We start from the raw sequence: 11,529 nt of genomic DNA, 5'->3' as shown, positions 1-11,529 counted from the left end.
TGTTGCCTATAGGCACACTGAAGGCATGCTCCCATCCGGCAGAGGAACTTTGCGCTTTTTTCTGTGAAAATGCAAAAAAATACTTGCGCTGTTTTGTGAAGTATGCTATAATATTATGTCACATAAAATAAAAACTGTCAAGCCCGGCGAGACGGAGCGGGCAGTTTGACGAACAAAGGAGTAGGTTATGTCTAAAATCAGAGTAGCAGTCGTTTTCGGCGGCGTGTCCAGCGAACATGATGTTTCACTGGTTTCGGCGACAAACGTCATTGAAAATATTCCACAGGATAAATACGAGGTTATGTGCATCGGCATCACCAAAAAGGGACGCTGGCTGTACTACCCTGGCGATACCGCTGCCATTGCCTCCGGCGAGTGGGAACGGGATCCCGACTGTATTTCTGCAGTGCTCTCTCCGGATCCCCTTCACGGCGGTTTCCTGCTGATCGAAAACGGTGAGGCTACCGTCCGGAAGGTGGACGTGGTATTCCCGGTGCTGCACGGCAAGAACGGGGAGGACGGCACCATCCAGGGTCTGATGGATCTGGCACGGATCCCTTATGTGGGCTGCGGTTTGCTGGCGTCCGCCTCCTGTATGGATAAGGTGCACACCCACACGGTGCTGGATTACAACAAGATCCGGACTGCACGGTGGCGCATGATCGGGCAGCGTGACCTGAACCGGCTGGATGCCTGCTGTGCACAGATCGGAGAAGAACTGGGCTACCCTCTGTTCGTAAAGCCTGCCAACTGCGGCAGCTCCATCGGCATCAACAAGGCAACGGATGCGGAAACTCTGAAGGATGCGGTCAAGATCGCCTTCAGTCATGACAATAAGGTGGTCATTGAGGAGTTTATCCAGGGCAAGGAGCTGGAGGTTGCGGTATTCGGCTACGACAACCCCTTTGCATCCTTTGTGGGAGAGATCGAGCCCTGCAACGACTTTTACGATTATGAGGCAAAGTACATTCTGGGTACCTCCAAGCTGTACATCCCTGCCCGGATCGACGCAGACAGCGAAAAGGAGATCCGGGAAACTGCAGTGGCTGCATACAAGGCACTGGGCTGCAAGGGGCTGTCCCGGGTGGACTTCTTCCTCAAGCAGGACGGTACGGTGATCCTCAACGAGATCAACACCATGCCGGGCTTTACACCCATCAGCATGTATCCCAAGCTGATGGAGAATCTGGGCATGAGCTACAGCTATCTGATCGACAAGCTGCTGGAGCAGGCTATTGAGAATGCGGATCGTACCTATTGATCCTGTTCTATTAAATCTGGAAGGAGAGCGGCTGTGATCTGTGGATGCAGCCGGTGATTGGAACATGAACAACGACGCAATCGGCGTATTCGACTCAGGCATCGGCGGTCTGACGGCTGTCAAAGCCCTGCGGGCACTGATGCCCAACGAGAACATTATCTATTTTGGCGACACTGCCCGGATCCCTTACGGCAGCCGGAGCCGGGAAACCGTATTGAAATACGCAAATGAGGATATTGCATTTTTGCGGAAATTCCCCATTAAGATGATCATTGCCGCCTGCGGCACGGTCAGCACCATTCTGGGCACCAAGTCTCCTGTGACGGATATGCCCTTTACCGGGGTGCTGCTGCCCTCGGTGCAGGCTGCCTGCGGCGCCACCCGGAACGGGCGCATCGGCGTCATCGGCACCCCTGCCACCATTCGCAGCGGCAGTTATGCCAAGGCCATCAAGACCATCAACCCCCATGCCTTTGTGGTGGGCAATGCCTGCCCCCTGTTTGTGCATCTGGTGGAAAACGGCTACACGGATCGGGATAACCCGGTGACCCGGATGGTGGCGGAGGAATATCTGACCCCCATCAAGCAGGAAGGGGTGGATACCCTGATTCTGGGCTGTACCCATTATCCGGTGATCCGGGATCTGATTGCGGATATCATGGGGCCGGACGTGACGCTGATCTCCTCCGGGGAGGAGGCTGCAAAGTTTGCAAATCTCTGCCTGCTGGAGCATGACCTGCTGACGGATCGGGAAACCCCCGGTACCTGCACCTTCTACGTCAGCGACAGCGTGGCATTGTTTGAGGAAAACGCAAAGCATTTTCTGAAGGAAGGCGTGGATGGCAAGGTGCTGTTTGCCTCCCTGGATGATACGCCGTCGTAACGGCACAAAGATTGTGAGAAAACTATGGATGTTATGATCGATATGACCAGCGTGCAGATCGTCAACGAGGATCGCACGGTGACAGAGCTTGTGACAGAGGGTGTCTACCGGATGGAGGGGGATACCGCCCACATCAGCTATGAGGATTCTGAAGCCACGGGCTTTGAGGGCTCCGTCACGGAGGTGGAGGTGCAAGGAGAGCGGCTTGCGTCCATCCGGCGCAGCGGCACTGCCACCTCCAATCTGGTCATTGAATCTAATAAAAAGCACTATTGCCACTATGCCATGCCCTTTGGGGAAATGGTGATCGGGGTATACACCCACGCAATCCGGAACCGGTTGACCCCGGAGGGGGGAGAGCTGTTCCTGCGGTATACCATTGATATGAACGGCAGTTACCTGTCGGACAATGAGATCAGGCTTTCCGTGCGGAAGGCATAAGGCAGCGCCTGCGGGGCTGTGGAAGATAAAAGGAGCGTTGAAACAATGGCAAATCTGATTAAACAGGCATCGGATCAGCTGCGGGAGATCCTGCTGGGATCCATGGGCAGACTGGTGGCATCCGGAGCGGTGCCTCCGGAGCCGGTAAGTGACTTCAAGATCGAGATTCCGGCGGACAAGTCCCACGGGGATTTTGCGACCAATGCGGCGATGGTTTGCGCCAAGCCCTTCCGGATGGCGCCCCGTGCCATTGCGGAGAAGATCCTGGGAGAACTGGTGCTGGAGGGTACCTACTTCGACCGGGCGGAGATCGCTGGTCCCGGCTTCATCAACTTCTTTTTGAGCCCCCGGTGGTTTGCCCAGGTGGTGAACACGGTGCTGGAGGAAACCGGCACCTACGGCAGAACCGATACCGGCGAGGGCAAGCGGGTGCTGGTGGAGTTCGTTTCCGCAAACCCCACCGGCCCCATGCATGTGGGCAACGCAAGAGGCGGCGCCATCGGGGACTGCCTGGCAAGCCTGCTGGACTGGGCTGGCTATCAGGTAGAGCGGGAGTTCTACATCAACGACGCCGGCAATCAGATCGAAAAGTTTGCCACATCCCTGGAGGTGCGCTATTTGCAGCTGTACCGGGATGGGGTGGAGCTGCCGGAGGACGCTTATCAGGGCATGGACATTGTGGAGCATGCAAAGGCGTTTGCGGCGGAAAACGGCGACCGGTATGTGGACGCTGACGCCAAGACACGGCGGGATGCCCTGGTGGCGTATGCACTGCCCAAGAATATTGAAGGGCTGAAGCGGGATCTGGGCAAGTACCGGATCCAGTATGACACCTGGTTCCGGGAAAGCACTCTGCATGCAGACGGCAGCGTGCTGGAGATTGTCCGGAAGCTGCGGGACAGCGGCTATACTTATGAGCAGGACGGAGCCACCTGGTTCAAGGCAACGGAATTCGGGGCGGACAAGGACTTCGTGCTGGTGCGTTCCAACGGCATTCCTACTTATGTGGTTCCCGATATTGCCTACCACTACAACAAGCTGGTGACCCGGGGCTTCGACAAGGCCATCGATGTGCTGGGTGCGGATCATCACGGCTATGTGCCTCGTCTGAAGGCGGCGCTGACCGCCCTTGGGGTGGACGCTTCCAAGCTGGACGTGGTGCTGATGCAGATGGTATTCGTGATGCGGAACGGCCAGGTGGCAAAGCTGTCCAAGCGCAGCGGCAAGGCCATTACTCTGGTGACCTTGCTGGAGGAGATCCCCATTGATGCAGCCCGTTTCTTCTTCAATCTGCGGGAGGCGAATTCCCACTTTGAGTTTGATCTGGATCTGGCAGTGGAGAAATCCTCCCAGAACCCGGTTTACTATGTACAGTATGCCCACGCCCGGATTTGCAGTCTGCTGCGGAATCTGGCAGAGGAGGGGATCCGGCCGGCAGAACTGACCGGGGAGCGGATGCAGCAGTTTACACAGCCCCAGGAGATCGAGCTGATCCGGTACATTGCCATGCTGCCCCAGGAGATCGACACGGCGGCAAAGCATTACGATCCTTCCCGGATCACCAAGTACACCGTGGAGCTGGCGACCCTGTTCCACAAGTTCTACGATGCATGCACCGTAAAGAATGCAGAGCCCCAGCTGCGGGAGGCACGACTTGCCCTTTGTGCAGCTACCCGGCAGGCACTTGCCAATGCACTGACCATGCTGAAAATTACCTGCCCGGAGAAAATGTGACAGTTTGCAGTCAATTTATTGCAGATTGGTTACAAAAAAGTATCAGAAAAAACGGGGAATTATGGCGAAAAAACGCCGTTTTTGAATGTGAATCGTAACATGTCAGCGGAAAGTTCACAATTTGTTAACAAATACGGCTCGAAAATGTGTTACAATCTGTAATATATTCGAGTGAAGCAAACCGGCATGTGCGAAATTTATGAAAAAGAAAGGGTTTCAAAATTATGTCGAACAGGTTATTTCAAGGGCTGGTTCACCAGATGCGCGATACCATTGACGCTGTGATTGGCGTTGTGGATGATACTGCAACCATCATCGCCTGCAGCGACCTGACGAAGATCGGCACCACAAATGAGTTTGTTTCGCTGGATTTGAGCGACTCCCACGAGATCTTCATCCGGGACGGCTACACCTACAAGCCCTTTGGCTCCCGGGTGACGCCGGATTACGCCGTATTCGTGGAGGGCGTGGACGAAAACGCTGCCAAGTATGCAAGCATCATGGCAATCACCCTTTCCAACATCAAGCAGTATTACGACGAAAAGTACGACCGGAACAACTTCATCAAGAACGTGGTGCTGGACAATGTACTGCCGGGAGATATTGTAATCAAGGCACGGGAGCTGCATTTCAATTCCGAGATCAGCCGGGTAGTGCTGTTGATCCGCATCGTTTCCGCCAATGACATTTCCGCTTACGATGTCATCCAGAATCTGTTTCCGGACAAGAGCAAGGACTTTGTATTCAACATTACCGAAACCGACATCGTGCTGGTCAAGGAAATCAAGAATACGGTGGACTCCAAGGATCTGGAAAAACTCGCCCGTTCCATTGCGGATACCCTCAGCAGCGAGTTTTACACCCGTGTGAATGTGGGCATCGGTACCGTGGTTGTGGGCGTAAAGGATCTGGCTCGTTCCTTTAAGGAAGCCCAGATGGCGCTGGAAGTGGGCAAGGTATTTGACACGGACAGAGTCATCGTAAGCTACGACAATCTGGGCATTGCCCGTCTGATTTATCATCTGCCCACCACTTTGTGTGAAACATTCCTGCACGAGGTGTTCAAGCGGGGCAGCATCGAATCTCTGGATCATGAGACACTGTTTACCATTCAGCGGTTCTTTGAAAACAATCTGAACGTGTCCGAAACCTCAAGAAAGCTGTTTGTACATCGGAATACCCTGGTGTACCGGTTGGAGAAGATCAAGAAACTGACAGGTCTGGATCTTCGTGAATTTGACCATGCGATCATCTTCAAGATCGCCCTGATGGTCAAGAAATATTTGTCGGCAAATCCCGTTAAATTCTAAAGCTTTATTTGCCCGACGCATTCGTGTTGGGCAATTTTCTTAGGACAGCATCGCACAGAGCCTGTGCAGGGCTGCTTGCAGGGATTCTTTGTTCTCCGCATCCTGCGGGAAGGACAAGCCGGCTGCCGAAAGAATAAGGAAGGTGTATTTGTGGTAGAGTTGAAGAATGTTTCCGTTACCTATCAAACGACAGGTATTCAGGCGCTCAACAATATCAGTCTGAAGGTCAACGACGGCGAATTTGCGTTCGTGGTCGGTTCCTCCGGTGCCGGAAAAAGTACGCTCATCAAGCTGCTTCTGAAGGAGATCGACGCCACAAGCGGCGTGGTTACCGTCAACGGTTATAATCTGACCAATCTCAAGCGTCGGCGTGTGCCGGAATTTCGCCGTACCATCGGGGTGGTATTCCAGGATTTCCGCCTCATTGAAACCATGACTGTGTACGAAAACATTGCCTTTGTGCTGCGGGTCATTGATGCCCCCAGAAAGTACATACGCAAGCGTGTACCCTATGTGATCAGCCTGGTAGGACTTCAGGACAAGGCGTCCTCCTATCCCAGGGAGCTGTCCGGCGGCGAGCAGCAGCGTGTTGCACTTGCCCGGGCGCTGGTAAATGACCCGGCGCTTATTATTGCGGACGAGCCTACGGGCAACATTGATCCGGAACTGTCTTATGAAATGGTGGAGCTGCTGCAGGGGATCAATGAATGCGGCACGACAGTTCTGATGGTCACCCACGCTCACGAGCTGGTGCGGCATTTCGGCGGCCGTATCATCAACATCAATTCCGGCTCCATCATCTTCGATGAGATGGTAGGAGGCAATTATGAAGCTTAGCGGCGTAAGATATCTGATCAAGCAGGGCGTGGACAACGTCTGGAAGAACCGGGTCATGGCATTTGCTTCCTTTTGTGTGCTGCTGGTATCCCTGCTGCTGGTAGGCATCTCCTGCCTGTTCTTTTTGAATTTAAATTCCATTATTGGTGGAATTGAAGATAAAAACGAAGTGATTATTTACATCAAAGACAATACCTCCGATCAGCAGATCCAGGAGATGGGCAAGAAGCTGGAGCAGATGGACAATGTGTCTAGCGTGTCCTTCTACTCTAAGGAGGACGCCTATGCGGACCTGAAGTCGGATATGATGGAGTATGAAGTGCTGTTTGAATCTCTGGGAGATGACAACCCCCTGCCGGATGCCTACCGGATCCGGGTGACGGATATTTCCCGGCTTTCCGATACCCTGAGCTCCCTGAACAGCATGCAGGATGTGGATCGGATCCGTGCTCCCTATGACTTTGTCAATGTGCTGACCGGTCTGCGGCGGATCGTTTCCGTTGTGGCGCTTGCGGTTGTGGTAGCTCTGGTGATCGTGTCCATGGTCATCATCTCCAACACCACCCGTGCCAGCGTGTTTGCCCGCCGGCGGGAGATCAGCATTATGAAATACGTTGGCGCAACCAATGCCTTCATCCGGCTCCCCTTCTTTGTAGAGGGTATGCTCACCGGCCTGATGGCAGGGGCAGTGGCAACCGTCATCACCTGGTTTTCGTATGACTCTCTGGTGGATCTGCTGAAAGCAGATGCAGACATTCTGAGCATCATTGGCGTAGGCAGCATCATTACCTACAATGACGTAGCATTGCCTGTGACCCTGGCATATCTGGGGGCTGGCGCACTGGTAGGCGCCATCGGCAGTGTGATTTCCACAAGAAAACATCTGAAGGTATAAGGAGGGAATGTCCGTTCGGGACACACATATGCAAAAGAGCAAGAAGAAGCATGATTGGGTCAAGCGGCTCAAGGCACTGACCGTCTGCGGGGCGGTTGCATTTGGCGTATTGACCTGTACACAGCAGTTTGGGGATATGCCTGCAAGCGCAAAGACCATTTCCCAGCTGGAGCAGGAGATCAAGGAAAACAACCAGAAGATCCAGGAGCAGCAGCAAAAGCTGGATGCTCTGAAACAGGACATGAACAAGCAGCAGGAGGCTGAGGATGCCCTCCAGGAGCAGATCAAGACCATCAACGAGAAGATCTCCCTGGTGGATGTGCAGCTGACTACCATCAACCAGCAGATCGAGGATACCCAGGGGGAGATCGACACCCTGGAGGCAGACATTGCCCAGCAGCAGATTGATATTGACCAGGGACTGGACAGCTTCAAGAAGCGGCTGCGTGCCATGTATGTGACCGGCAATGACAGTCTGGCATCCGCATTGGTAGGATCCACGGACTTTTACGATATGCTGTCCAAGATGGATCTGATCGCCCGGGTGGCAGATCACGACGACAAGCTGGTAACAGGTCTGATGGAACAGATGGAGCAGCTGAAGAGCAGCAAGGAGCAGCTGGTTTCCAAGCAGAATGAGCAGGAGCTGCAGAAGGTGGAGCAGGAAAAGATCCGTGCGGATTACAGTGATTCCATCCAGGAGCTGAATACGAAGGTGCAGCAGACCAAGGCTGCACAGGCAGAATTACAGGAAGAAGCGGACGCTGCAAACAAGGACATCAACGCCTATAAGGCTGAGAATGCTTCCAAGGAAAAGGAGCAGGATCAGATCATGGCGGAGATCAAGCGGCAGCAGGCTCTGGCGACCAAGCAGAACAATTCCCAGACCACCACCGTGACCAAGCCGGACACCACCTATTCCGGTGGGCGCTTTGCATGGCCGGTGCCGGGACACTACTTTATCTCCAGTCCTTATGGTAATCGTTGGGGGAAAATGCACCAGGGTATTGACATTGCCAGCGGCGGCTCCAGTATCAGCGGCGCTGCAACGGTGGCAGTAGCCAGCGGTACTGTGACTCTGGTCAAAACCGGCTGTACCCATAACTACAAAAAGACCAGAAGCTGCGGCTGCAACGGTGGCTACGGCAACTATGTAGTAGTGACCCACGCAGACGGTTACTCCACCTTGTATGCACATCTGGCATCCGTCAGCGTATCCTACGGACAGACAGTTTCCACCGGCACTGTGCTGGGTACGGTGGGATCCACCGGCTGGTCCACCGGGTTCCACCTGCACTTCGGTGTGATGAAGAACGGTTCCTTTGTGAATCCGGCACCCTATCTCGGTATATAATCTATCTGCACGGGGCAATCTGTAACAGGGTTGTTCCGTGCATTTATGCAATGTTTGGAAAGGAGCAGGATGCGGTGCATCCGACTACGCTATGAACAAAAAGATCAGCCTGGGACTGACCATCAGTCTGGTGGCGCTGGCCTGTGCATTGACCTTTATCCTGACCTCTGCCTATAATCTGCATCATTTTAACCAGAAGGTTTCCAGTGTGGAAAATATGGCGGATACCTATAACCGGCTCAGTGAACTGGATGGTCTGGTGCGGGAGAACTACTACAAGGAGATCGATGAGGAGAGCTTGTCCGATGGCATTCTGAAGGGCTACGTCAGCGGTCTGAACGATCCCTACTCCCGGTACATGACCGCCAAGGAGATGGAGACCTCCCGGGAAAATGACAAGGGTGTCCTGGTGGGCATCGGCGTTACCGTCACCAAGGACGAAAGCGGGTATATTTTCATCGATTCCGTCACGGCTGATACCCCGGCTGCCCAGTCGGAGCTTGCGTCCGGAGATATCATTGTTGCCATCAACGGCACGGATGTGCTGGAGCTTGGCTATGAGCAGGCAGTGGAGCAGATCAAGGGCAAGGAGGGTACCACCTTAAAGCTGACGGTGCGCCGGGGAGGCGTGGATCAGGATTATGAGTTGGTACGCAGAACCATCCAGGTCAAGACCGCCTCCGGAGAGATGCTGGAGGGTAAGATCGGCTATATCCGTATCTCCGGCTTTAAGGAATCCACGGTGGAGCAGTTCAACGAGGCGCTGCAAAACCTGCTGAATGATGGGGCGGTTGCTCTGGTCTTTGACGTGCGGGGCAATCACGGGGGATTGGTGACCTCCGTCGGAGAGTGCCTGGATCCCTTGCTGCCGGAGGGAGATGTGGCATTTGCCACCTACCGGGACGGCAGGGAGGAAGTGCTGATCCGTTCGGATGCAAAGGAGTTGAACCTGCCCATGGCAGTGCTGGTGGACGGAGATACTGCCAGTGCGGCGGAGCTGTTTGCTTCTGCTTTGCGGGATTTTGAAAAGGCAAAGCTGTACGGGGTTACCACCTATGGCAAGGGGGTTATGCAGAACACCATTTCTCTGGACGATGGGGGCGGATTGACCATTACAGTGGCTACCTATCGGACTGCCCGTTCTGTATGCTACCAGGGGATCGGTCTGATTCCGGATGAAACCGTGGAGCTGCCGGAGGATGCACCTGCTCTGGATGAACGGAGCCATGATGCGGATCCTCAGCTGCAAAAGGCACTGACGGCGCTGCAGGGCGGTGCATAAGTATGAATTGACGCAGGGTATTCCTGGTGGGATATCCTGCGTTTGGCGTATCCGGCTGCCTTATATCAGCAGCAGCACCGTCAGCAGCGTTACCCCCGGCACGCCCAGCAGCAGGGAGATGCCCCCCGTAAAGCAGTTCAGGGGCATCTCCACCCCGAAGCGTCCGCCGTACAGATGCATCAGAGTCAGGGCTGCCACACCGGTGAGCATGCCCAGCAGGGCGGAGCGCAGGGGGCGCTTTCGGCTCAGATAGCACCGGAGCATCCAAAGTCCGGCGATGAGCCAGATGCCGCAGAAGATCCATTCCGTTTTCAACATAGTCGTCTCCTTACATCAATACATATCCCAGCGCCGCCAGCAGTTTGATGTCGGCGCCCTCTTTTGCCAGCAGGAACAGCAGTCCCAGGATCAGCGCCCGTTCTGGGTTCAGTGTTCCCAGCAGATCCTGTAAGGGCTGTATAGGGTTCTGTATGCTTTTTGCGGTTGGGGGAGGGGGTGCAGGCTTCGGAGGGGGTGGTGCTTGTACCCCGCCGGTTGTTGTCTGAGGCCCCTGCCGCCGCATTTCCTGTGCCCGGCGCATGGCATCCTGCCGCATCATATTGCGTTCTGTATTGCTGAGCCCTGCCACATGTGCTTCCTCCCTTTGTTTCAGGTCACATTTCACAAGCGATGTGAGGTGTTGCCTTAGGTCGTGTTGACACTAAGCCTAACAACGCATCTTTTCGGCAAAATTTCACGCATTCTGCGTTAAAAAGTCTTGACAGGCGACAGCCTGCCTGCGACTTTTTGCCTTGTCTACGTAAAATTTATGCTCGAAAATCTGCATATTATCTTAGTGTCAACACTCCCTAGATCAGATCCTGGAGCAGTCCGCTTTCCTTCAGAACGCTCCACATGGTATACAGCCGCAGCAGCTTGACTGCCCGGTCGATGCGCTGTTGTCGCTCCTGGCTCACATGGGGTCGCAGCGCCAGCAGCAGGGCGGCGTTTTTGTCCTCCTGCTGACTGCTGAACAGCCCCTGCAATTGCAGCAGCTTGCTAAAGTCAAAGCCGGCTGCTTCCTGCCCATCCTCTGCCGGAGGAGGACTGTCCCCGGGGGTATGCTCGGGTGTCCCGTTCATTTCACTGCGGAACATGGCGGCAAGCTCGTTGAGCTGCTGCATGCTTTGCTCGTCGGAGAGTACCTCCTGCATTTTTTTCATCAGATCATCCATGGCGTCCCTCCGTACAGAGCCTCCTTTTTGACAGCATCCAAGGGCAATGCCCCACAGACTTTGTGGGGTGTTGTCTTATTTTCCGCCGGTCAGTTTTTTATACAGTGCCTGCGCCTGGGCAGAGGACATGAGCTTTTCAATCAGCTTCGGGTTCTGCATGGCCTGCTGGAATTTGGCAGCCTCGCCCGGATTCATGCGCTGAATGGCACTGTCAAATTTCCCTGCCTCCAGCTGAGTCCGCAGCTCCTCCGGGGGGATCCCCAGCTTGCTGCTGACTGCTTTGAGCAGAGGCTCTGCATTGGAGGACTGGAGTTTATC

General features: G+C 54.5%; 13 protein-coding genes. 9 read left to right on the top strand and 4 right to left on the bottom strand.

What is annotated here, in order from left to right; all coding sequences use genetic code 11:
* The first annotated feature begins 187 nt into the window (after nucleotides 1–187).
* The 9 genes from QVO51_RS09080 (at nucleotide 188) to QVO51_RS09040 (ending at nucleotide 9,997) form a co-directional block, all read left to right on the top strand.
* On the top strand, nucleotides 188–1,261 hold the full coding sequence (locus tag QVO51_RS09080) for a D-alanine--D-alanine ligase family protein (RefSeq protein WP_015558051.1): 1,074 nt from the start codon (nucleotides 188–190) through the stop codon (nucleotides 1,259–1,261).
* Between the two features lie 64 nt (nucleotides 1,262–1,325).
* Nucleotides 1,326–2,144, top strand: a complete 819-nt coding sequence (murI, locus tag QVO51_RS09075) for a glutamate racemase (protein WP_276746581.1) — start codon at nucleotides 1,326–1,328, stop codon at nucleotides 2,142–2,144.
* Nucleotides 2,145–2,168: 24 nt separating this feature from the next.
* Nucleotides 2,169–2,585, top strand: coding sequence for a DUF1934 domain-containing protein (locus QVO51_RS09070; RefSeq protein ID WP_022358144.1), 417 nt, complete (start codon nucleotides 2,169–2,171; stop codon nucleotides 2,583–2,585).
* A gap of 45 nt (nucleotides 2,586–2,630) precedes the next feature.
* Nucleotides 2,631–4,319, top strand: a complete 1,689-nt coding sequence (gene argS / locus QVO51_RS09065) for an arginine--tRNA ligase (protein ID WP_022358143.1) — start codon at nucleotides 2,631–2,633, stop codon at nucleotides 4,317–4,319.
* Between the two features lie 224 nt (nucleotides 4,320–4,543).
* Nucleotides 4,544–5,629 carry a PucR family transcriptional regulator gene (locus tag QVO51_RS09060; protein WP_022358142.1) on the top strand — a complete coding sequence of 362 codons (1,086 nt, stop codon included), beginning with the start codon at nucleotides 4,544–4,546 and terminating at the stop codon, nucleotides 5,627–5,629.
* 150 nt (nucleotides 5,630–5,779) lie between these two features.
* A complete protein-coding gene (ftsE, locus tag QVO51_RS09055; RefSeq protein WP_022358141.1) occupies nucleotides 5,780–6,466 on the top strand; it encodes a cell division ATP-binding protein FtsE in 687 nt (228 codons plus the stop codon).
* A complete protein-coding gene (gene ftsX, locus QVO51_RS09050) occupies nucleotides 6,456–7,361 on the top strand; it encodes a permease-like cell division protein FtsX (RefSeq protein WP_022358140.1) in 906 nt (301 codons plus the stop codon). Before ftsE ends, ftsX begins: the two co-directional genes overlap by 11 nt.
* 28 nt (nucleotides 7,362–7,389) lie before the next feature.
* Complete coding sequence (locus QVO51_RS09045; RefSeq protein ID WP_276747378.1) at nucleotides 7,390–8,715, top strand: murein hydrolase activator EnvC family protein; 1,326 nt, start codon at nucleotides 7,390–7,392, stop codon at nucleotides 8,713–8,715.
* Nucleotides 8,716–8,806: 91 nt separating this feature from the next.
* Nucleotides 8,807–9,997: a S41 family peptidase gene (locus QVO51_RS09040; RefSeq protein ID WP_022358138.1), complete on the top strand. Its 1,191-nt coding sequence runs from the start codon at nucleotides 8,807–8,809 to the stop codon at nucleotides 9,995–9,997.
* A 60-nt stretch (nucleotides 9,998–10,057) separates the two neighbouring features.
* Here the strand turns inward: QVO51_RS09040 and QVO51_RS09035 are convergent, their stop codons facing one another.
* From QVO51_RS09035 to QVO51_RS09020, 4 genes are all read right to left on the bottom strand, one after another.
* Complete coding sequence (locus QVO51_RS09035; protein ID WP_022358137.1) at nucleotides 10,058–10,315, bottom strand: pro-sigmaK processing inhibitor BofA family protein; 258 nt, start codon at nucleotides 10,313–10,315, stop codon at nucleotides 10,058–10,060.
* Between the two features lie 10 nt (nucleotides 10,316–10,325).
* On the bottom strand, nucleotides 10,326–10,625 hold the full coding sequence (locus QVO51_RS09030) for a hypothetical protein (protein ID WP_022358136.1): 300 nt from the start codon (nucleotides 10,623–10,625) through the stop codon (nucleotides 10,326–10,328).
* A gap of 220 nt (nucleotides 10,626–10,845) precedes the next feature.
* The gene (locus QVO51_RS09025; protein ID WP_022358135.1) at nucleotides 10,846–11,211 is read right to left on the bottom strand and encodes a hypothetical protein; all 366 of its coding nucleotides are present in this window, start codon (nucleotides 11,209–11,211) and stop codon (nucleotides 10,846–10,848) included.
* 75 nt (nucleotides 11,212–11,286) lie between these two features.
* Nucleotides 11,287–11,529: hypothetical protein (locus tag QVO51_RS09020; protein WP_288168056.1), on the bottom strand; the 243-nt coding region annotated here is incomplete at its 5' end.

This window comes from Ruminococcus sp. CAG:379, from assembly GCF_000434255.1.
Classification (GTDB): Bacteria; Bacillota; Clostridia; order Oscillospirales; family Ruminococcaceae; genus Ruminococcus_F; species Ruminococcus_F champanellensis.
This window is presented reverse-complemented; position numbering and strand designations above follow the sequence as displayed.

What these genes read in the sequence shown, in the direction of transcription:
- QVO51_RS09080 (WP_015558051.1), top strand. Translation starts at nt 188, where the DNA reads ATGTCTAAAATCAGAGTAGCAGTCGTTTTCGGCGGCGTGTCCAGCGAA.
- murI (WP_276746581.1), top strand. Translation starts at nt 1,326, where the DNA reads ATGAACAACGACGCAATCGGCGTATTCGACTCAGGCATCGGCGGTCTG.
- QVO51_RS09070 (WP_022358144.1), top strand. Translation starts at nt 2,169, where the DNA reads ATGGATGTTATGATCGATATGACCAGCGTGCAGATCGTCAACGAGGAT.
- argS (WP_022358143.1), top strand. Translation starts at nt 2,631, where the DNA reads ATGGCAAATCTGATTAAACAGGCATCGGATCAGCTGCGGGAGATCCTG.
- QVO51_RS09060 (WP_022358142.1), top strand. Translation starts at nt 4,544, where the DNA reads ATGTCGAACAGGTTATTTCAAGGGCTGGTTCACCAGATGCGCGATACC.
- ftsX (WP_022358140.1), top strand. Translation starts at nt 6,456, where the DNA reads ATGAAGCTTAGCGGCGTAAGATATCTGATCAAGCAGGGCGTGGACAAC.
- QVO51_RS09045 (WP_276747378.1), top strand. Translation starts at nt 7,390, where the DNA reads ATGCAAAAGAGCAAGAAGAAGCATGATTGGGTCAAGCGGCTCAAGGCA.
- QVO51_RS09040 (WP_022358138.1), top strand. Translation starts at nt 8,807, where the DNA reads ATGAACAAAAAGATCAGCCTGGGACTGACCATCAGTCTGGTGGCGCTG.
- QVO51_RS09035 (WP_022358137.1), bottom strand. Translation starts at nt 10,315, where the DNA reads ATGTTGAAAACGGAATGGATCTTCTGCGGCATCTGGCTCATCGCCGGA.
- QVO51_RS09025 (WP_022358135.1), bottom strand. Translation starts at nt 11,211, where the DNA reads ATGGATGATCTGATGAAAAAAATGCAGGAGGTACTCTCCGACGAGCAA.